14 protein-coding genes and 1 pseudogene are annotated in these 22,244 nt (G+C 56.9%); 11 read left to right on the forward strand and 4 right to left on the reverse strand.

Annotated features, from left to right (window positions below; translation table 11 throughout):
- Positions 1 to 8: 8 nt before the first annotated feature.
- A complete protein-coding gene (locus QUV25_RS13900; RefSeq protein WP_300864805.1) occupies positions 9 to 971 on the reverse strand; it encodes a glycosyltransferase in 963 nt (320 codons plus the stop codon).
- Positions 972 to 980: 9 nt separating this feature from the next.
- A complete protein-coding gene (locus tag QUV25_RS13905) occupies positions 981 to 2,063 on the reverse strand; it encodes a DegT/DnrJ/EryC1/StrS family aminotransferase (RefSeq protein ID WP_300864807.1) in 1,083 nt (360 codons plus the stop codon).
- Positions 2,064 to 2,742: 679 nt separating this feature from the next.
- Here QUV25_RS13905 and QUV25_RS13910 point away from each other — a divergent pair.
- From QUV25_RS13910 to QUV25_RS13955, 11 genes and pseudogenes are all read left to right on the forward strand, one after another.
- Positions 2,743 to 8,799, forward strand: a complete 6,057-nt coding sequence (locus tag QUV25_RS13910) for an amino acid adenylation domain-containing protein (RefSeq protein ID WP_366945676.1) — start codon at positions 2,743 to 2,745, stop codon at positions 8,797 to 8,799.
- On the forward strand, positions 8,796 to 9,722 hold the full coding sequence (locus tag QUV25_RS13915; RefSeq protein ID WP_300864809.1) for a hypothetical protein: 927 nt from the start codon (positions 8,796 to 8,798) through the stop codon (positions 9,720 to 9,722). The genes QUV25_RS13910 and QUV25_RS13915 overlap by 4 nt, the downstream gene beginning before the upstream one ends.
- Positions 9,723 to 9,783: 61 nt before the next feature.
- Complete coding sequence (locus QUV25_RS13920; RefSeq protein ID WP_300864842.1) at positions 9,784 to 10,875, forward strand: NDP-sugar synthase; 1,092 nt, start codon at positions 9,784 to 9,786, stop codon at positions 10,873 to 10,875.
- Between the two features lie 119 nt (positions 10,876 to 10,994).
- Positions 10,995 to 12,449 carry an undecaprenyl-phosphate glucose phosphotransferase gene (locus tag QUV25_RS13925; RefSeq protein ID WP_300864811.1) on the forward strand — a complete coding sequence of 485 codons (1,455 nt, stop codon included), beginning with the start codon at positions 10,995 to 10,997 and terminating at the stop codon, positions 12,447 to 12,449.
- Between the two features lie 94 nt (positions 12,450 to 12,543).
- On the forward strand, positions 12,544 to 13,308 hold the full coding sequence (locus QUV25_RS13930; protein WP_300864813.1) for a hypothetical protein: 765 nt from the start codon (positions 12,544 to 12,546) through the stop codon (positions 13,306 to 13,308).
- A gap of 118 nt (positions 13,309 to 13,426) precedes the next feature.
- Positions 13,427 to 14,524, forward strand: coding sequence for a WxcM-like domain-containing protein (locus tag QUV25_RS13935; RefSeq protein WP_366945677.1), 1,098 nt, complete (start codon positions 13,427 to 13,429; stop codon positions 14,522 to 14,524).
- Positions 14,508 to 15,605, forward strand: a complete 1,098-nt coding sequence (locus QUV25_RS13940; RefSeq protein WP_300864814.1) for a DegT/DnrJ/EryC1/StrS aminotransferase family protein — start codon at positions 14,508 to 14,510, stop codon at positions 15,603 to 15,605. The genes QUV25_RS13935 and QUV25_RS13940 overlap by 17 nt, the downstream gene beginning before the upstream one ends.
- Before the next feature lie 506 nt (positions 15,606 to 16,111).
- Positions 16,112 to 17,071 (forward strand): glycosyltransferase, encoded by a 960-nt coding sequence (locus QUV25_RS13945; protein ID WP_300864816.1) that lies wholly within the window; start codon positions 16,112 to 16,114, stop codon positions 17,069 to 17,071.
- A 128-nt stretch (positions 17,072 to 17,199) separates the two neighbouring features.
- Entirely contained in the window at positions 17,200 to 17,391 is a 192-nt protein-coding gene (locus QUV25_RS18275; RefSeq protein WP_366945678.1) for a hypothetical protein, read from the forward strand.
- A 327-nt stretch (positions 17,392 to 17,718) separates the two neighbouring features.
- Positions 17,719 to 18,809 (forward strand): IS3 family transposase gene (locus QUV25_RS13950; protein WP_300864801.1). Its coding sequence is split into 2 segments (ribosomal slippage): positions 17,719 to 17,977 and positions 17,977 to 18,809, totalling 1,092 coding nucleotides; the frame shifts between segments, so codons are not numbered across the junction.
- Positions 18,810 to 18,856: 47 nt separating this feature from the next.
- Positions 18,857 to 19,096, forward strand: a pseudogene (locus tag QUV25_RS13955) (transposase domain-containing protein); the annotation flags it as partial.
- A 139-nt stretch (positions 19,097 to 19,235) separates the two neighbouring features.
- On the opposite strand, the gene QUV25_RS13960 reads toward QUV25_RS13955, so the two are convergent.
- Both QUV25_RS13960 and QUV25_RS13965 read right to left on the reverse strand, forming a co-directional pair.
- A complete protein-coding gene (locus QUV25_RS13960) occupies positions 19,236 to 20,522 on the reverse strand; it encodes a DUF1501 domain-containing protein (RefSeq protein WP_300864817.1) in 1,287 nt (428 codons plus the stop codon).
- Positions 20,523 to 20,628: 106 nt separating this feature from the next.
- Positions 20,629 to 22,161: a DUF1800 domain-containing protein gene (locus QUV25_RS13965; RefSeq protein WP_300864846.1), complete on the reverse strand. Its 1,533-nt coding sequence runs from the start codon at positions 22,159 to 22,161 to the stop codon at positions 20,629 to 20,631.
- Between the last annotated feature and the right edge of the window lie 83 nt (positions 22,162 to 22,244).

Consider the following 22,244-nt stretch of genomic DNA (forward strand, 5'->3'; position numbering starts at 1 on the left):
TCAACCTATCATTCTTTTTTCCACCATCGCATTCGTACCGCCATCATACCAATCAATGAAGGATGCCTCAATACCTGCTGACATGCCGTCAACATTGCATAAAACAGCCCATCATTGATCCAACATGTATTGATATTCCGTAGAATCTGGGATTTTTTAAATTGCTCGATTTCTCTAGCACCAGGTTTATAATTTTTGATAAACTCATTCATGTCAGGCTCGTGCTGACCACTGGCCCGCGCCTCTTGGGCCGCGTAAATATAGGCAAAACCGCTCAGGAACTCAAGCGTATTCAGGTTTGCCGCCCCAGTGATACTGGTATGGCTCAAGCGGTAGAGAAATACGGGCTCTTCGAGCGCTGCCAGTTTGATGACCTCGCCAAGGCGGATAATCAAATCAGGATCATAGGCTATCGGCAGATTTTCTCGAAATCCACCAATCAGTTGCAAGGCATTCCTGCAGACAAGCAGTGACTGGACATAGCAAGTCCCATGGCGAGCTGGAAAATAATATGGTGGCTCCTCCAACGCGGGAGTATGACACGGACTCCAGAGCTTGTTGAAGACCCTTCCTGTCCAACGCGTCAATCCATCCTTGGCTAGGCGAGCGTAACCTCCTGCTACGCCGTCAATCTCAGGGTGATCTTCGATTATTTCGCACTGGCGCGACAGTTTATGCGGCAACCAGACGTCATCCTGATCATTGAAGGCAATCCACTGATGCCGCGCTCGCTGAATACCCACATTGCGCGATTTCGCAGTACCTAAGTTGGTTGAATTTTGAATGAGCTGAACCCTAGCATCGTCTAGGGACTGAATGATTGAAACAGTGGAATCTATTGATCCATCATCGATGACTATCACTTCGACAGGGCACGCGAGATCTTGCTCAAGTATGCTGACGATGGCGGCACGAATCCACGCTTCACCATTGAATGAGGTCACGACGACCGAGATGCCTTCAATGCGCATATCACAGCATCAAGTGGGCACCGGCGAAAACTGCGCCAGCAGATTAATCAAAAGATCTTGAATTTCCAGGTCTGAAAATCGCGCCATTTCTGAATGACATGGGATATTGACAATGCGCCGATATATATCAACTGCAATCGGGGTATTGGCCAACGGAAAATAGTACTTGCGCACAGGTATCTTGGAGTTCAACGGCAGATTGACTGGCCCAGGAAAGAGAATGGGAACATTGGCAGGAATTCCGGGATGCGGGCCATCCCCGCTGAGAATTGACAAGCCCAATTGACCACCGATACGAGCAATTCTGCGAAACTGAAACTGATACTCATTGCGAAATTTCTGCAAATCCTCAAGTCGCATCAGGAGATAAGCAGAAGCTATATCAGAAATTTTTCCATTGGATGCCAGGCGATTAATTGGAGCATCTGAGGAGTGGTGACCAAAAGCCAGCATATCGCGAAATAATTCGCTATGTTCTCGCTCAACAATCGCACACCCTCCCTCACCAAATCCCCAGGGCTTGGTGTGGTGCAAGCTGATGCATTCGTTTGCCATTCGTCCACCCGACTGAAAATTCATCGCTCCATCGATCAGGACTATTTTTCGATGTTTTTTCGCATATTCGTGATAATGACTCAAGTCTTGGAAATTGCCAAAAATATTTGTGATAACCATTCCATCGAAGGCCTCAGGATCGAGGGAACTCCGTTCCAACATGCCATTCTGATCACAATCGCTGATGGCTGCTGACTGAAGTATCCCATCGATGGATGAGTAAAATCCAAAGGAAGAGCTGATCCAACGCAGAGGTCTGCCTTGCAGGTGTTGATGCATTGCCACAAGTGTATGCAAAGCGACAGTTGCATTGCTACACGCGATCACTCGCAATTCACCTGGTACCCCCAGCACCTCTTCCAGCTTTTCCTCTAGCAGGCGACTGACTGGGCCAAAATTACTCCATTGATTTGCTTCGGCGCTGAGCGAAAGCAAGCGCTGTATGGTTGAATGATTGACAGGCTTATTCTCGATGTACCGAACTATTCGGCCTCCATCGCTCTTTAGACAAATCTCCTGCACCGGAAGTGTGGTCATCTGATCCTTGAAGATATATTTCTGAAGTCACGCGGGCCTGCCAGGTCTCAGCGCATCAAGCATCTGCGATACGGCCACCATTGACATTTTTTTCGCAGTCGCTTCGAAATTCAACTGGTTGTACCCAGTAGACCGAGAGGATTTTAGGACTCTTGTTGTGGAGGGAGCTCATGCTTCAGATGGCAGCATCCCTTGACCAAGGGACGTTGGCAGACCGGTCTCAACTCCGCCGGAGCGGTTTAAGCGCACACGACACATCGCCAACTGTCTTCGAGAAGCGAACGCGCCCGCTTCGAGGAATTGCTCACAAGTCCAACCTAGCCAATCTCTTCTCACGGCACTACACAACGCGATGATGCGGCAGCAATCCATAGTTGGTCAACGAGTGACGTCGCACTTTGAGCCTGTGCCACTTGAACTGCTGCTCTCACTGTTCGTCTGAACGGTCGTTCGACCCCGAACAACAGGCTGAGCAGTACCAAAAATTCACGCTTTCGCAGTACTTGCTTTGTGGCAGCTGCGTGATGCGGCTTAACCTTCGGGGGTAGCAACAGCAGATAGCGCGCTACTCGGCCCATGACCTGGCGTGTTTCGCCCAGCAGGTTCGTCAACTTTGCCGCATCTTGTTGCCCCTTCCTCCAGGCAAATGTCAGACCTTGCGCCGCAAACAGCATCGCGAATGTTCCCAAGAAACCCCCATGCCGCCCAAGCGCCGACCTCCCAAGGTCAGGGCCTTCAAGACTTGCTTCGAGGACAGGTAGAGGCCCTTGGCGAAAGCCCGGCTTATGTGTTTCTAGGCGGCGATCTGGAGGTTGCCCAAACGTTGAGCTACAACGAATTGGGCCGGGCTGCAGAGGCCATCGCTGGAAAGCTGCGTGAGCGGACTTCGCCCGGTGACCGGGTACTGCTGGCGTTCAACAACGATTTGGAGGCGGTCCAGCTGTTCTGGGGCTGCATTCTGGCCGGCGTGATTCCCATTCCAGCACCTGCACCGGAAACCCGGCGGAGCGGTGCCGGCAAGGCGCGATTGGGCAGCATAGCATCCAATGCAGGCGTGACCCTGGCCCTCACTCATGAGAGTCATTTGGAAGTTGCTCGCACCCAGATGCCTGACGTGCCGTGGCGCTCTCTTCAAGCCTTGTTGAGCGAACTGCATGAGGCTGAACTGGGTGAAGCTCCGCCTGGACGTCAAGCCAAGAAAGATATTGCCTATCTACAGTACACCTCTGGCTCCACCAGTACTCCGCGTGGAGTCGAGATCACCCATGGAAACGTGCTGGCGCAATGCTCATCGTTGAGCAGTGGCAAAGACCTCAAGAACAAGCGGGGGCTGATCTGGCTACCGTGGTTCCACGATTACGGACTGGTGCATGGCGTGATTCTTCCGCTTTATGCGGGTGGCACCTCGTTGCTGATGTCCACCACACACTTCCTCTTGAAGCCTTTGAGGTGGTTGGAGGCTATCGAGAAGCACGAGGTGACGCACAGTGGCGCGCCCAATTTCGCCTATGCCGCCTGTGTGCAAGCCCTGGCTCGCGCGCCCGGTTGGGCCGCCCGACTGGATTGTTGGCAACTGGCAAGCTGTGGCGCGGAGCCGGTTCGCGCCGCCACCATGGATGCTTTCGCCACCGCTTTTGCTCCCTTTGGCTTCAGCAATGCTTCACTCGCGCCTTCCTACGGCCTGGCCGAAGCAGTGCTGGCGGTTACTGTTCGCACGATCGGCGACCCACTGCAGCAAATAACACTCGACGCGCAAGCCATTGAGCGGCATGAGGTGCTGGTCACGGACCCAGCGACACATGGGAACCGAACCCTAGTCGGGTGCGGCCCAGTACTGCCAGGTTTCCAGCTGCGTATTGTCAATCCCGACACCACCGAAATCTGCGCGCCAGATCGCATTGGCGAGATCTGGGTGGCTGGTCCGAGCGTGGGCAGTGGGTATTGGGCGCAACCTGAGATCTCGGCCGAGCAATTTGACGCGACCATAGCCGGCGATGACGCTGATGCACCCCACTACTTGCGCACGGGCGATATGGGCTTCATGCACGGAGGCGAGTTGTTCGTCGCGGGTCGCCGCAAGGACTTGATTGTGGTGAACGGGCGCAACCTGTACCCGCAAGATTTGGAGCAAACCACCGAGGCTGCGCACCCTAACGTCAGATCCGGCGGTGTCATCGCTGTCTCTGTAGACAAGGGTCTAAAGGAAACTGTGATTATGCTGGTCGAGTGCAGCCGACGTCCCTCTCTAGAGGGTGGCCGGAAACTCATCGACAGCATACACAGACAGGTAGCCATCGAGCACCAGCTTGACATGCACGAAATCCTGCTGTTGCGACCCGGTACCTTGCCTCGGACATCCAGTGGCAAGCTGCAGCGCAATACCGCGCGCCGACTTTACCTGCAAGGTGTGCTGGAGCCCCTGCGATGCTCATCACAGATGGCGTCGCTTTGGACGGGCTCACCAAACCAAGCAGCTGACACTGCGCTCATCTCAATGCTGTCCAGCTTGTGGTCCGAAGTCCTGGGCCATGCGGCGATCGACCCTGACGCGAATTTCTTTGACCTGGGCGGGGACTCTCTTCTTGCCACCCAGCTGGTGTCGCGCCTGCGCGAGAGGATGGGTGTTGAGTTGCCCATCAGCGCCTTGTTCGAACGCACCACTGTCCGCAGACTCGCGGAGCTCGTAGCGCAAGCGCCAGCAAAACAGCAACTGACCGGGTCGCCGGACGCTCCAGATGCGCTAGTTTCGGCGCCCTCCAGCCCTCGAGAGCCTGGCACCCGGGTCGGGTTGTCCTTCTCCCAGGAGCGCATTTGGTTCATGAACGAACTGGCACCTGAGAGCAGCGCCTACAACGTGCCGGTTTCCATCCGGCTGCGCGGTCCGCTCGACAGGGCTGCCCTGCAAACAGCGCTTATACGTGTGGTTGAACGGCATGAAATTCTGCGCACGCGTTTCGTCAAGTCTTCCGAGGGCGTGGTGGGTGAAGTGGTGCCGCCACCACCCTCGCTGATCGTGGAAGTGAAACTCGCGACCGACGCAGGCTTCGTCTCTGAGGAGGTGCTGAATCGCCATCTGGCTTCCGTCACCTGCCAGCCCTTCAAGCTGGACAGGTGTCCGCTGATTCGCGCCCAGCTGGTCCAGCTGGCCGAGCAGGACGCCATACTGCTGATCGTGATGCATCACATCATCAGCGACCAATGGTCGTTTGCCGAAATGGGTCGGGAGCTGTCCGCGCACTACAGCGCCATCCAGCTCGGCGCCGAAGCCGATTTGCCCACGCTTCCCATCCAGTACGCAGACTACGCATCCTGGCACCGCAGATGGTTCGAGGGGAAGCGGCGAGAGCAGGAACTGGCCTACTGGTCACGCCGTCTCGAAGGTCTCGAACCTCTGGCGTTGAACGAAGACTTTGCGCGACCGGAGGTGCCCAGTTTTCGAGGAGCTGCGTTACGCCTGCCCTTGGCCCTCGAGCAGATTGCCGCACTGCGCCGACTCGGTGCGGACCATGGTGCCAGCCTGTCGATGGTGCTGATTGCGGCGCTCAATGTGATGTTGCATCGGCACACGGGCAGCTCAGACCTGGCCATTGGCGTGCCGATCGCCAATCGCCACCACCTCGCCTCGGAAAACCTCATTGGCTCCTTCGTGAACACCCTGGTGTTCCGCACCGACCTGAGCGGCGACCCGGATTTCTCGACAGTGTTGTCGCGTGTGCGTGAAGTCTCTCTGGAAGCTTTTGCGCACCAGGACATGCCATTCGAATTGCTGGTGCGAGAACTGGGTGGACGTCCCGACGCCAGCCGTCAGCCGCTGTTCAACGTGATGTTCAACATGGTGAACTCCCAGGCCCGCGACTGTCACTTCGAGGGAATGACATGGTCACGGCTCGATTTTGACCGGGCGACCACCCAGTTTGATCTGAGCGTGGTCGCCGATCTGCTTCACGACCACGCCATCGTGATCGAGTACGCGACCGATCTTTTCGCCCGTGACACCGTGCAGCGCATGGGAGAGCACTTGCAGCACATCCTGCTCGCCGCGGTGGAGGTACCCGAAACCCGCATATCCGCCATATCCCTGATGGGCGCCGACGAGCGTGCCCGCCTGCACGATTGGTCAATGGGCGCTGCCAGGGTGCCTGCTGCCCAATCCGTGCCAGAGTGGGTTGCCAATGGTTTCCGGCTCTACCCCCAGCAAGAAGCCCTGGTCTTTGGTGCAGCGCGAATGAGCCATCAGGAGCTCGACGCAGCGTCGAACCGCCTTGCCCGGGTGCTGCGCCAGCGAGGGATCGCGCGCGGCAGCCGCGTCGGACTCTGCCTGTCACGCGGTCACGATCTCGTCATCGCCCTGCTGGCCATCCTGAAAACCGGAGCCGCCTATGTTCCGCTCGACCCCGACTACCCGGTCCAGCGGCTGAGTTTCCAGATCGTTGACGCCGATCTGGCGCTGATGGTCACCCACAGGTCGGTGGCGCAGGCGCTGGCGTGCGAATCGACGCCGAGTCTGCTGCTGGACGCCGAAGCCCAGGGGATTTCAGCCTCATCATCCGATTCCCTCGAAGCCGACGCTCACCTGGATGCCAGGCCTGAGGATCCCGCCTACGTGATCTACACCTCTGGATCGACAGGGCAACCCAAGGGTGTCGCAGTGCCCCACCGGGCGGTGGTCAATCTGCTGTCGAGCATGGCGCAAACGCCGGGCATCGCGCCAGAAGATCGTCTGCTGGCCGTGACCACACCCAGCTTCGATATTGCGGTGCTGGAACTGTTGCTCCCGCTGGGCACGGGCGGCACGGTGGTGATTGCCAGCGAAGCGCAGGCCAACGATGGCCGGGCGCTGGCTGCCATGATGGCCCAGGAAAACGTCACCCTGCTTCAGGCCACGCCCTCGCGCTGGCACCTGTTGATTGACGCCGGCTGGACTGGCCGCCCCCAACTGAAAGCCTTGGTGGGCGGCGAGCCCCTGACGGCCAGTCTGGCGGCCCAATTGCTGGAGCGCTGCGCCGAGGTCTGGAACATGTATGGCCCCACCGAAACCACGGTGTGGTCGAGTTGCTGGCGTGTTTTGGCAGACAGCACCCCATGCATTTCGTTGGGCCGGCCAGTGGACAACACCTCGATCCAGGTGCTCGACGAACACCGCCAGCCGTGCCCGATTGGCGTTCCTGGCGAGATCTGGATTGGCGGCACCGGCGTGGCGCTGGGGTACCACCATCGACCTGAGCTGAGCGCTGAACGCTTCATTGACCAGCCAGGCGCCCAAGTACCGGAAAACACGCGCCTCTACCGCACCGGCGACCGAGGGCGCTGGCGACACGACGGCTCGCTGGAACACGGTGGCCGGCTGGACGACCAGATCAAGCTGCGCGGGTTTCGCGTGGAGCTGGGTGAAATCGAAAGCAGCCTGCTTCGCCACCCGGCAGTGGCCAGAGCGGTGGTGATGCAACGAGAGGACACGCCAGGCCTAGCCAGGCTGGTTGCCTATGTGGTGCCTGCTGGGGCGATGCCTTCGAGCGAACAACTGCGAGAGCATTTGCGCCAGTGGTTGCCCGATCACATGGTGCCCGGCATTTTCGTCGAACTGGCCACTGTGCCCGTGTTGCCCAACGGCAAAACGAACCGACAAGCCTTGCCAGCGCCCGACCAGGGCCACACGGGTTCAAGCACGCCGCCACTGGCGCCGCGAAACGCCACCGAAATGACCATCCTGAAGGTCTGGCAAGCAGCCCTGCAAACGGACGGCTTCGGCGTTCTGGACAATTTTTTCGATCTCGGTGGACATTCACTACTCGCTGTCGGCGTGGTGAGTCGCATTGAGTCGGCCCTGAATCAACCGTGCGAACTGGGCCTTTTGTTCAAGCACCCGACGGTGGCCGATCTGGCCGCTGCGCTTGCACAGACCCGCCCATCGAATACCGTTGATACGCCGGTGGCAGTGCTTCAGCCTCATGGCCAAGGTCCTGGCCTGTTTCTGCTGGCAGGAGCGCAGATGTACCGCCATTTGGCATCCAGGCTTGACCCGGAAATGCCGGTGTACGGGGTGTTTTCGCAAACCGAAATCGATCTTTTGTACAGGCCTGATCAAGCGGCTGCATCTGCTGTGTCCGTCGAAGCACTCGCGCAGGAGTACGTCACCCTGATTCGCGGCATTCAGCCTCACGGCCCCTATTTTCTGGGCGGGTACTCGATCGGTGGTGCGCTGGCCTACGAGGTGGCGCAGCGGCTGCAGCGGTCAGGCGAATCCATTGGGCTGGTTGTCATGCTTGACTCCATGCTGCCCGGGCGAGGCCTCAAGCACTTGCGGGCGGGCGTGAGCAGGCGTCTGCGGCTGATCCGTCGTCAGGGATTGAAGCATCTTATGTACGTGTACCGTGTGTACAAGGCCCAGGTTGCGCGGCGCCACGAGCCTGGCAGCCGTCGCGTTCAGATCTATGCCCAGGCCATGGCCGCCTACGACGCGGCAAGCTGCAATCTGCCGATGTTGTTCCTGCAAGCCGGCGACGACCCATCCACATCGCCAGCCTATGGATGGAGGGGGCTGGTTCCGGGCTTGACCATGCAGCGCGTACCTGGAAATCACGGCGATATCATGGACCCGCCAAATGTGGACGTTTTGGCACCCATCGTGCTTGCTCACGTGAAGCAAGCGAAGGCGACGCGCACCCGGCCCCATGCCGTTGCCTCCAGCTCCGAACCTACCTCCGGTTTCATCGTATGTACCTGCAACGATCCTTGAAGTATGTGATGGTCCTGGCCCTGGCCGCCTGTGGCTGGCAGAAGTCATTGGACCCTGCTGAACTGTCGGCGCTGTACGCCCTGCCACTACCCCCTCCTGATAAGCCATTGCGGGTCTTCCACATCGGCCACAGCCTGGTTGGCCGGGACATGCCGGTCATGCTGGAACAACTTGCTGGTCAGGGGCACGATCACCGCTCTCAGCTTGGTTGGGGTGTCGCACTGAAGTCCCACTGGGAACCAGATGTGCCCATCAACGGGTTTGAGCAGGAAAATGCCCATCCCCGCTACCAGGACGCCACAGAAGCCATCAAGAGTGGTGACTTTGATGCGTTGGTTCTGACCGAGATGGTCGAGATCAAGGATGCGATCAAGTACTTTGACAGCCCGACCTACCTTCGGCACTGGGCTCACCTTGCCCACAACACCCGGCCCACGATGCGCGTCTACCTCTACGAGACCTGGCACCAGCTGGACGATCCGCAAGGCTGGCTCCAGCGTTTAGACGACGACCTATCGCGCCACTGGGAAGGGGAACTGCTGGCCAAGGCGTTGGCCCATGGCGACACCACCGCGCCGATCTACGTCATCCCGGCGGGGCAGGTCATGGCCAGGTTCGTACGACGGCTTGAGAAGGACGGAGGGAGGCCTGGCTTGTCATCCCGGGAAGACCTGTTTGCGATGACCGCCAACGGAACCCGCGATAACATCCACATCAATGACTTGGGCAGCTACCTGGTGGCGTTGACGCACTATGCCGTGATGTACCACCGCAGCCCGGTTGGCCTTCCTCACCGCCTGTTGCGAGCTGACGGAAGCGCTGCGGACGCTCCGAGCGACGAAGTCGCGAAAATGATGCAGGAAGTGGTTTGGGAAGTCGTCACAAGCTACCCAAAGACAGGGGTGCTTCAAGGCAAACGGTGACCCACGCAGCGGCCAACTCCAGCTACAGTCCCAAAAAAGGTAAATCAACATGGCAAAAGGCATGATCCTGGCGGCGGGCCAGGGGACCCGAGTGCGTCCACTGACGCAAAAGACCCCCAAACCGATGGTCCCTATCCTGGGCAAGCCGGTGCTCGAATACCTGATCGAACACCTCGCTCGCCATGGCATTCGCGAAATCATGGTCAACGTGGCCTTCAACCACTACAAAATCGAAAACTACTTTGGTGATGGTCGCCGCTGGGGCGTTGAAATAGGCTACTCCTACGAGGGCGCTCGCGAACACGGCGACATCGTCCCCCGTGCCATGGGCTCAGCCGGAGGCATGCGCAAAATTCAGGATTTCAGCGGTTTCTTCGATGAAACCACGCTGGTGATGTGCGGCGACGCCATCGTCGACTTGGACATTGGTGCCGCCTTGGCAGAGCACCGTCACAAGCAAGCGCTGGCCAGCGTGGTCACACTCGATGTGCCGCTCGACCAAGTGCAGAACTATGGTGTCGTGGTGGCCGACCAACAAGGGCGGGTTCGCTCGTTCCAAGAAAAGCCGCAGCCAGAGGATGCGCTTTCCACTGCCGCCAGCACCGGCATCTACATTTTCGAACCTGCAGCGCTCGAGCTGGTCCCCCCGAATCATCAGTTCGACATCGGCAGCCAGCTGTTCCCTCTGCTGGTTGAGCGTGATCTGCCATTTTTCGCGCAAAAACGATTCTTCAACTGGATCGACATTGGCCGCCTCTCCGACTATTGGATGGTGCTGCAAAGAGTGCTGCGCGGCGAAATTGCCCAGATGGACATGCCGGGCAAACAGGTCCGCCCCGGCGTGTGGGTCGGACTGAACACATCGATCGATTGGGACACGGTGCAAATTGAAGGACCGGTCTACATTGGTTCGAGCGTCTGTATTGAAGCTGGCGCCCGAGTCATTGGCCCCAGCTGGATCGGCCACGGAAGCCACCTGCGCAGCAACTGCCTTGTGGAGCGCAGTGTGCTTTTCGAGTACACCCGGATCGGTACTGATCAGACCGTGAGCGAACGCATCATGTCGCCGCAGTACTGCGTCGATCGACATGGCGAAACGCTCTACGTAGGTGATGAGTACGCAACCATCGTCTGGGGCGATGCGCGCGCCTGAGCCCCTTTAGGCGACCGGTGCGCCGTACACGTAGGCAAAGCCTGACTTCTTAGATTGGCCGTGCGTTTGCCTAACTCATCGAGATTTTTAGAGTCCTGGTAACCCTATACTCTTCAGCCATGGTCCCATCCAAGAGACCCCCTCGATCCATCCTCAAACGCCGCGGCAGTATTTCCACGTCTGTGCAGACGTTGCTGGATCTCACAGCGGTGATGGGACTGGGCCTTCTGCTGACCCGTCAACAGATTGGTGAACTGACGGCCGAGTACTCAGTGCTTTTGCTTCTGCTGGCCATGGGGATGCTATTCACCTATGACCAGTTTGGTGTCTACCGAAGCAACAGCAGCTTCACTCGCAAGGCATTGACCCTCTTCAAAGCCTGGTCGTTGGCCTTTGGTTTCCTTTTGGTGGTGGGTTTTGCCGCCAAGCAGACCGACACCTTTTCGCGCTTGCTGCTGCTGCAATTGTATGTGGCAGGCTATCTGCTTCAGTTGCTGCTTCAGTACCTCAGCCGCGAGGTGCAGACCCGTGTGATGCTCCATGCGGTGCCAGCTGAAAACGTGCTGATCGTGGGAACAGGCAAACTCGCCCGCTACCTCCAACACAAAATATCGGGCAATCCCTGGCTTAACCAGAAGGTGGTGGGGTGCCTAGAACTGCCGTCGGCCGCCCAGAGTCGTGTTGAGAAGCTGGGTGGCTCCCTCTACGAAACATCAGACTTCGGTACCCTCAAAGAGCCCAACATCATTGGCCCTCTGGACGAGATGTTGGCAATCATTGACCGCCAAGAGGTACGCACGATCTACTTTGCCATTCCCTTGGGCGAATCCGATCTGATTGAGGACATGTATTTTCAACTGCTGGATCGCCACGTGGCTGTTCACTGGGTTCCCGACATCTTCTCACTGCTGCTCGTCAATCACAGTGTGCGCGAGATGGCGGGGCTACCGCTGTTGACACTCTCTGAAACACCTCTGACGGGTACGCGTCTGCTGCTCAAGGCGATCGAAGATGTTGTCTTGGCGTCGCTGATCATGCTGCTGATCTCGCCGTTGCTGCTCGTGATAGCTGCCGCCATCAAACTGGACAGCTCGGGGCCAGTATTCTTTCGCCAGGCGCGCAAGGGCTGGAGCGGAAAGATCTTCCACATCTGGAAGTTCCGCAGCATGTTCGTACACCAGCCCGAGGCCGGCATAGTGCAGCAAGCCACCCGCAACGACCCCCGCATCACCCGCGTAGGCGCTTTCTTGCGCAAGACCAGTTTGGACGAATTGCCGCAAATCTTTAATGTGCTCAAAGGCGAAATGTCGCTGGTGGGCCCAAGACCACATGCAGTGCAGCACGATGAGGAATATTCACAGCGCATCGACTCCTATTTCGCGCGACACAACATCAAGCCTGGCATCACCGGCCTGGCTCAGGTACGAGGGCTGCGCGGAGAAACCAGCGAGATCGGCAGCATGCAGCAACGCATCGAGGCTGACATCGAGTACATCAACAATTGGTCGCTATGGATGGACCTCACCATTCTGATTCGCACGCTGGGCGCACTGACGGGTAAAAATGCCTACTGAATTGGTCCGCGCCTTTCCTGGAGCCTGTGTCTATTGGCCCTACGTCCCGAGTAGACCCACTTGGAACGCACGATTTCGGAAGCTAATTGGGCAAATGAGACGCGCGCCTGCGCCCGCATCGCTCACCATCAAGTCTCCGGCAAATCCTGGGCGCTGGGTGCTGTATTTCATCTTCTTGCCCGATGGACAGTTGACACCTGCACACCGTTTTTCACTTGAGCGTCTCGCCCAAGAAGATCTTCAGTTGATGTTGGTTTGCGCCTGTCCACCGGGTCACCCCGTGCTCGATGAACTATTGCCCCAATGTGACTCACTGGTGTGGAAGGAGTCCAGCGGCTGGGACTTTTGCGGATACGCAATTGGCCTTGCAGAATTGGCCGAGCACGCATCAGGCAGCGATGTTCTGGTGATGAACGATTCCGTGTATGGCCCGTTTAGTCCTGTCGCTCCATTCATAGATCAAGCTCCTTGGCGTTTGACCGGGTTCACTGGCAACAATCAGAATGAGAACCATATTCAATCTTATGCATTCATCATCAAATGCATAGATGGTGCATTCATAAAACACCTCTCAAGCATCCTGACCAAAACATTTCGATATCGCATGCAAGAGTCTGTTGTACTTTGTCAGGAGAACCCCATGGCTCGAAAGGTCGCTGAAAAGTACACCGTCGGCTCATATTGGTTCACCACATCGATCGAGGCAAATGATCTTTGTCTTGGCTGGCCCAAGCAGCTTCTTGAGGCAGGTTTCCCTTTTATGAAACGATCCTTGGTTGGAAAGTTTGCCAACGCCTTTAACAGTGCTGCGGAAATGGGCAACTTGCTTCGGAGTCTCGGGCATCCAGTAGATATCTAGAGAATGGCAATCGTCAAATAACTCGGTTTGCTCATTACCACATTAGCACACCAGTTGCCTCCCCAAAACGACTTGAACGCTTATCCTCGAAAAGAATATTTTACAATACATTGGATAGATGCAAAGCCAGTTGCAGCCTTCAACTCAAGTCATTTGTTTGAATCAAGAGCTCTCGCGCCATTCTGAAATAATTCGCCTGAGTCAATGTACGCCTTACTTCATATACAGCGAAGTTTCATTTAGTTACACTCAAAAAATAAGAACCATGACTCAATACTTCATTCACCACTTGGCTGATGTGCAATCCAGCTCTATCGGATCCGGGAGTAGATTCTGGCAGTTTGTTGTCGTGTTACCAGGGGCCGTGATCGGAGGTGAGTGCAACATATGCTCTCACTGCCTCATTGAGAACGACGTGATCATCGGCGACCGAGTTACCATCAAAAGTGGAGTACAGCTATGGGACGGCCTGCGGTTGGGCAATGATGTTTTCGTCGGGCCCAACGCATCGTTCACCAACGACCGATTTCCCCGAAGCCGACAGCGCCCCGAACGATTTCTGAACACAGTGATTGAAGACGGTGCCTCCATTGGTGCCGGCGCAGTGATTCTACCCGGAGTGACTATTGGACGAGGCTCGATGGTCGCTGCGGGCGCCGTTGTTACTCGTTCGGTACCCCCAAACGCAGTGGTTGTGGGTAATCCGGCCAAGATCGTGGGCTATACAGACGCTACGCGCGTAGCCGGTTTAAGTGATGAGACAAAGCCAAAACAGCCAGGCACCAATGCAACACGTGTGAATGGAGTGTCGCTTCACAGAATGCCCAGCGTAGCCGACATCAGAGGTAGTCTTTCTGTGGGGGAATTCGAACGCACCATCCCATTTCGGGTACAGCGCTACTTCCTAGTATTTGACGTTCCCAGCCGGGAAACCAGAGGGGAGCACGCGCACAAGATTTGCCATCAGTTCCTGATCTGCGTTCGCGGTAGTTGCGCAGTGGTGGCGGACGATGGCAATACTAGGCAAGAGTTTCTTCTCGATCAGCCAGACTTAGGCATACATTTACCCCCAATGGTATGGGGCATACAGTATAAATACTCTCCCGATGCCGTGCTACTGGTCTTTGCGTCGCACTTTTACGACCACACCGACTATATCCGCGACTATTCCGAGTTCCTGACCCTTATTGAGGACAACCGTGATTCCGTTTCTTGATCTTAAAGCCCCATACAATGAACTTAGGATTGAAATCGATGCAGCAGTCTCTGACGTGCTGCAGTCAGGCTGGTATATTTTAGGACCGGTCGTAGACAGATTCGAGCAGGAGTATGCAGCCTATTGCGAGATAAAGCACTGCGTTAGTGTTGGCAACGGACTTGACGCGCTGCACCTGACCCTTCTAGCCATGGGAGTAGGCCCTGGTGACGAAGTGATCGTCCCAAGTAACACTTATATAGCCACTTGGTTGGCTGTAAGCCAATGCGGTGCAATACCGATCCCGGTTGAACCGAGCGAAGCCACTTGCAATATTGACCCTACTAAAATTGAACAGGCTATCAATAAGCGCACCAAAGTCATTTTACCTGTTCACCTATACGGTCAGCCAGCCGACATAACCCCCATACTGACAATTGCTCGCCAATATGGTCTACGTGTACTTGAAGATGGTGCACAGGCTCACGGAGCTCGCCATAATGGACGTTATCTCGGCGGGCATGGTGATGCAGTGGCGTGGAGCTTCTACCCTGGCAAGAACCTTGGCGCATTAGGTGATGGCGGAGCTGTGACCACAAACGATACCGAATTGGCCGAACGTCTCCGATTATTGCGCAACTACGGTTCAAGTGTCAAATATGTTAACGAAGTTCGAGGCTACAACAGTCGGCTCGACCCAATACAGGCTGCTGTACTCAGCGTAAAGCTACACAAACTTAACGAATGGAATAGCCGTCGCCACAAGATTGCTCAGCGCTATCAGCAATCACTAGCTGGTTGTGGACTGAGGCTGCCACTAACGCCGCACTGGGCAGTACCTGCATGGCACCTGTACGTAGTGCGCTCCCCACAGCGCGAATCACTCCAAGCCCATTTGACTGCAAACGGTATTGGCACCTTGATTCACTATCCTATTCCGCCGCACCTGCAGCAGGCCTATTTGAATCTTGGCTATAAGCCAGGTGACTTCCCAATTGCGGAAACCATGGCCAACCAAGTTCTGAGTTTGCCTATGGGACCTCATCTCACCACCGCACAACAGGACAAGGTCATTGCAGCTATACTTTCGTTTAAGTCTTGACTTATTCCAATCTTGATTTGGAATCTCTAGTGCCCATCCCGCGCCAGGGCAAGCATCAAAATCGAACCACGATCGGGATCAGTATTGTCATAGAGCGCTTCACCGTATGATGCCAAGATCTGCAGTTTTGATTCTTTTCTTTAACAATATGATGCAACTGGATTTTGGTGAAAGAATACGTCAAAATACTCGATAGAAGAAGGGGTCTTCAAGGTCTCAATCCAGCAATCTAGAGATTTTTACGTTGCCTTTTATACCAAGAGCACCACCTCAATTGACTTGCTTGTCTGGCAGCCTTAAGCAATAGAAATTATTCCGCATCAACGAATGCGCAATATCTCCAATAGGCCAAAAATTCCTTTGAAAGAGTCGTATTGATGCTTGGATGGGCCCCATGAATTTTAGAAAATTAGCCCGGATTAGGAGCGTGCGTGAAATAAGAATTCATGTCGGGAGTGAAGATCGATTGGGCTTAAAAGGCTTTGCTGTTTTTTACGGAGGTGGAAATGCCTGAGCCAATATTGGTGAGCTTAATAGTTTGTTCTTATAAACAGGAAGGGTACATAGAGGAGGCCGTATTAAGCGCACTCGCTCAGACATATGATCCTCTTGAAATAATCATTTCGGATGACTGCTCTCCCGATAGGACATTTGAAATCATACAAAAAACATTATTTACGCATGCTGGGAAACGAAATATCACCGCCTATCAAAATCGAACTAATCTCGGACTTGTCGGCAATTTAAATACAGCATTTGCGCTCGCTCAAGGGGAGCTCATCCTTGTTCAAGGAGGTGACGATTGCTCGTTGCCTGACCGAACGAGTGAATTGGTTGCCGCCTATCAATCTCAACAACCCAAGCCCGATCTAGTATTTTCGAATGTGCATTTTATTGACAATAAAGGCAAACTGCTGAAGACACAAACAGAGCACCGTAGTATCCCGACTCTGGAGCAAGTTATCCGGGGTAGGTTCTTCATTGCTGGGGGTATGGCTGCGGCTTACTCCCGCGACATGCTTGAATTCTTTGGACCACTCGATCGTTTGATCCTGTACGAAGACTATGTCCTCACCTTCCGAGCGCTCGCCCGAAATGGCATCAAACATGTTCCTAAGCCCCTGGTGAAGTATAGGATCCACGATGAAAGCATCATGGCGCATGAAAATGCTATCGCCCAGGATAGAGAAAAACCTACGAAAATTTTGGCACGATCACTTGCACAGGAAGACGATCGCTACAGCACATGGCGAAAGAGTGGCCGAACCTATATATTCGACGGATGGCGTCTGAAACGATATCGAACATACCTTGTAGCGGACGCCCGTAGCAGTACAGCGTCCAGACCTCAAGCAATGCTCTGGCTTCTATGGGCGATCCTGACAATGCGCCCTTTCTTCGCAAGGACAATTTGGTCGCGTGACATCTTAAGGTTTCAAAATTCAGATAGTTATACGGGCGCTTGATGGAAAGATAGCCGCTATGTGGGCTTCCCCCAGTTTCCCGGCCACATCGAATGACATGAGGTGTTGAGGAAATTAGCATGACAAGAGCCTGAGGGAGCTCACGAACGACTTCAGGCGTGAGACTGTGCATGCAGCCAGGAGCCAATGTCACTTACATGGAGCGGGACCTGGATATCCAAGCCAGCGTGCTCAGGCGGTGGGTCACCCAGGAGCGTGGCGGGGTGTTGGGCCTCAGACCGAATACGCCCCTTCGCAGTGAAGCTGCCACAGAGGTGGTGCGTTTGCAACGCGAACTGTGCATGAAGCAACGACGTGTTTGATTAAATCGAACGCTTCTGCAAGCCGGTGCGCAAACACTCACAGCTAAACCCCCGTAAGCGCGCGGTCATCCCACCCTTAAAGGGATATGGGCCTAAGCGGCAACGATGGTGTCCACCAAGCGATGGACTGACCCCCGCCAGTCGATGCTGCTGAAACGCCAGAAGGTGCCCGAGGGCTGAGCAAGCGCAAAGGCGCTGGACTACAGCCTGGCGCGCGGGGAGGCGTTGACGCCGTTCGTGGGTGATGGGCAACTGCCCGTGCGACGTCCCCCCGGATTTGAGTAGCGGCTGACTCTGGAGTCCAATCCCGAAGACAGGAGATTGGACGTGAAGAAGAGATTTACGGAAGAACAGATCATTGGTTTCCTACGCGAAGCCGAGACCGGCCTGCCGGTGGCCGAGCTGTGTCGCCGACACGGCTTCTCGGAAGCCAGCTACTACCTCTGGCGCAACAAGTTCGGTGGTATGAGCGTCTCGGATGCCAAGCGCCTCAAGGAACTCGAGCTTGAAAACGCTCGCCTCAAACGGCTGCTGGCCGAGTCGATGCTTGAGAACGAGGTGACGAAAGAAGCCTTGAGAAAAAAGTGGTGAGCGCACCAGCACGGCGCGAGCTGGTGCGCCACATGGTCGGCAGCGGACTGAGCGAACGCCGTTCACTGCGGATCATCGGCATGAGCGCCAGCGCCTACCGGTACGAGCCCGCCGCAGACCGCAACGGTGCGCTCAAGGAAAAGATCATGGCCCTGGCTCAGCGTCATCGGAGGTATGGGGCCGGCATGATCTACCTCAAGCTGCGCCAGGCTGGGGAGGTGGTCAACCACAAGCGCGTCGACCGCCTGTATGCCCAGGCGGGGCTGCAGGTCAGGAAGCGCAAGCGAAAGAAGATTCCGCTGGCTGAGCGTCATCCTCTGCAGCGCCCGATGGCAGCCAACCAGGTGTGGTCGATGGACTTCGTCTTTGACCGCACGGCCGAAGGACGCAGCATCAAGAACCTGACGGTGATTGATGACGCGACTCACGAGGCGGTGGCCATCGTGGCCGAGCGAGCGATGGGTGGCAACCAGGTGGTGCGCATCTTGGATCAAATTGCCGCCACGAGGGGACTACCCAAAGCGATCAGGACAGATAACGGAAAAGAGTTCTGCGGTCGAGCCATGCTGAACTGGGCCCACGCCAGGGGTATTCAGCTGTTCCTGATCGAACCGGGCAAGCCCAACCAGAACGCCTACATCGAATCGTTCAACGGCCGCTTCCGGGAGGAATGTCTGAACGAGCACTGGTTCACCAGCCTGGCACATGCCCGCGTGATCGTCGAGACCTGGCGTCGGGAGTACAACGAGGAGCGCTCCAAGAAGTCCCTTGGCGGACTGACCCCGGCGGCCCATGCTCAAAGGCTGATGCAAAACCCGTTAAATTAACCCCCGGACTCCAAAGCCCAGTGCTACTGAATACGGGGGGACGTCGCGTGGACAACAAATGGATCGAGAACCAGATCCGGCCGATTGCCATTGGCCGCAACAACTGACTCTTCGCTGGCAGCCTGCGCGCGGGCCAGCGGGCAGCGGCCGTGATGAGTCTGATCCAGTCGGCGCGTATGGACGGGCAGGACCCCTACGCCTACCTGCGCGATGTGATGGCACGCCTACCCATGCAACGCGCCAGCCAGATCGGCGAGCTGCTGCCGCATCGCTGGCAGCCAGCCTGACTCTCATACCCAGAAACACGATCGCGTTACGTGGTCAAGATGGGATTGCCGCGCGCTTACAGACTCCCTCAGCACAGTCCACCTTGAGCAGGACTTGGTGGGCCAAGCAAATCGTCTGGGAGACTGGGGTACCCCATGTTCAAGCCAAAGGCCCCATGAAGCCGAGGTCGCGCGAAGCGAAGCGCCCAATGTTAGGTAGCACCAGTGGCAGGTTGCTCGAAGACACGCCAAACCAGCGCGAAAGCGTGGCTGCGTATTCGTCCACCGAGGTCGTGGGGATGAGGGCGCCCCGGCCTGCATCTTGGGGACCATTGAGAGCCACCGTCGGAAACTGGCCGTATACGCGGTTGCCCTGAACAGCACCTCCCATCACGAAATGGTGAGCCCCCCAGCCGTGATCGGATCCCCTGCCATTGTGCTGCTGCGCCCGCCCAAAGTCGGAAGCGGTGAAGGTGGTCACCTGGTTCGCCACGCCCAAGGTGGCAGTAGCTTGATAGAAGGCGGCCATCGCATCACCGAGTTCGCGTAGCTTGTCGCCTTGGTCGCTCAACAAGTTGTCATGGAAATCGTAGCCGCCTTGCTGGACGAAGAACATCTGCCTGCGTTGGCCCAGAGCACTTCGTGCTGCGATCATACGCGCCACCATTTGCAGCTGGCGCCCCAGACCCGTTTGCGGAAAAGTCGCGCCGGCCGTCACACCGCTGAGGGCTCCTCGAACCACCGCCTCGGAGTCAATGGCTCGTCTTGAGATCGTAACGAGTTCATTTTCCAGCAGTTGGGCGCGGGCATTGGTCATGAGCTGCCGGGCGGCAGTCCCGCCAGCGGCCGAACCGTAAAGGCCACTCAGCGCATCGACCCGCACGGCTCCATCGGTGGTGAGTTGGTACTGAATGGTGCTGCTGCCTGCCTGCATCAGGTTGTTTCCGGCCACCGACATGGCGATCGAGACGCCGCTGCCAGGGTTGTAGCTGCTGGCCAGCAGGTCACCCATACGACCTTGCCAGCCCGTCTGAGAAGAACGGTCCGGCAGACCCGTCTGCCACGCTCCCTGCTGATCCGAGTGAGAGAAAAGCTGAATAGGAACCGGAACCGTGGGGCGGGCAGAGTTCCATTGCGCTCGCGTGATGGGTACCGCCAGCGTTCCCACATTGGCCATTAAGGCCACGCGCTGCTGGTTGAACAAGGGCTGAATCGCTGAAAGCGAAGGGTGCAGGCCCAGTGGATCTCCACTGTAGCCCGTCGGGTTGATGGCCAGTAAGTTGGCTGCCGGTAGTGCCAGCGAAGGACGCCCCTGCTGGTAGCTGTTGTAGCCGCCGCCACTGCGAGGAACCACGGTATTGGACTGATCGTTACCGCCGGCCAGAAAAATGCAGACCAGCGCTTTGTGATCCCCAACTGTCTGAGCGCTGGCAGCGCCAGCGGCCAACAGGTTCATGGCGAAAGGGGTGCCAGCAAGAGCAGACAAACGCGTTGCCTGCCGAAGGAAATCGCGGCGAGCGAGAGAGCGATGAATGTAGGTCATGATTGATATCTCACTTCTGCACGATGAAATCTGGAGAAATCATGGTGAGTGTCACGGCGGTGTGAACACGCCGGGTTGAGTCCGCCGCAGGCACGGCGTTGACCGCGCCCAAGATGATTTGCCGCGTCGAAGTCGACATGCGCCCTGCCGTCAACAGCAAATTCAATCGATCCATCAAGGCTGCCGGGTTGTTGGCCAGCGCAATCTCGGGTGCGTAGTTGGCCAAGACTAGCGTGTTGTTGTCCCCGTGTCCCCGCTCCACGCCCCAGCTGATGAAGTTGGCGTAGCCGGTGACGGTGGTTTCATGCGTGATCTGGAACTCTGGTGCCACCAGGTTTCGACTCATCACCTCGCCTGGCGGCGCGTAATCCGGGCGGAACCAGTTGAACACACTGGGCGCGCGCAACGGGTTCTGGCCCAAGCTTCTGACGTTGTCCTCCAGATTCCAGATGCGGTACATAAGAGGTTGTGACTGGGTGCGGGCATCGAAGGCACGCATCCAGTTGCCGAAGCGCACCATCGGCTCGCGAAGCTTGCCCCAGGTAGCCTGGTTGGCGATGTTGGGATCCCTCGCCTCCGGATCCAGCAGCACCGCGCGCAGCACCGCACGCATGTCCCCGCGCACACCGCTGCCGTTGTTGTTGAACGCCGCTGCCACGCGCCCAACGTAGGCCGGGCTCGGATTGCTGGTTACCAAGCGCTGGATCAGCTGACGCCCGATGAACGGACCCGTGTTCGGATGGTTGAACAGCGTATCCAGAGCGATGCGCAAGCTCTCCTCGCCAGACGTGTTGGCCGGTATGGTCACTCCCAGGAACCGCTTTTCGCTGCGCGAGTGGTAACTGGGGTAGTTCTGCATTTGCTCACGCCAGTTGTTCACCCCGATCCAGCCATTCCACCGGCTGTCCGAGCGATCTGGCCCACCCCAGCTCCACCCCGTGAACACCCGAGCCAAGCCTGAAACATCGTCCTGAATGTAGGTCGGAATGAAGTTGCCACTGCCGTCGCGCCGGCGCGTGCCATCCACATTGAGCTGCCACAGACCGATCGTGAACAGCTGCATGACCTCGCGTGCAAAGTTCTCGTCAGGAATTCTCCCAGTCACCGGGTCCTCTCGCTCGTTGCGGAAGTGCGACAGGTACTGACCCATGGCCGGATGCGTGGCCACCTGCTCGAGCAATTGCCTGAAGTTGCCAAACGCGTTGCGCGAAAGCATGTCCAGGTAACTGGCATGCGCACCCTCAACGGAATCGATCTGGCTGTTGATGTTGGACACCACAAAAATCTCGCTCAACGCCAACACGGTGCGCTGGCGCAGCTGATCCGGCCCACGAACCGCTTGCATCCAGAAACTTTCCATCGCCGAATTGATGAAGGAAGAGTCGCAAACAGTGCAACCAGGCGGCCCGCGGCGCACCATGACGTAGTCCCAATGCGTGTCCATGCTGGCGGTAAGGAACTGCTGATCGATCCAGGCGGCGGGACCCATGCTCGACACGCGCTGAATCTCCGCCATGTTGGGGCCGTACGTAGCTTGGATCAGAAAACGCGCAGCTTCGGCTTGAGGGGTCGGAGCTGGAGCTGGAGCTGGAGCTGGAGCTGGAGCTGGAGCTGGAGCTGGAGCTG

The organism is Hydrogenophaga sp. (assembly GCF_030373245.1).
Classification (GTDB): Bacteria; Pseudomonadota; Gammaproteobacteria; order Burkholderiales; family Burkholderiaceae_C; genus Hydrogenophaga.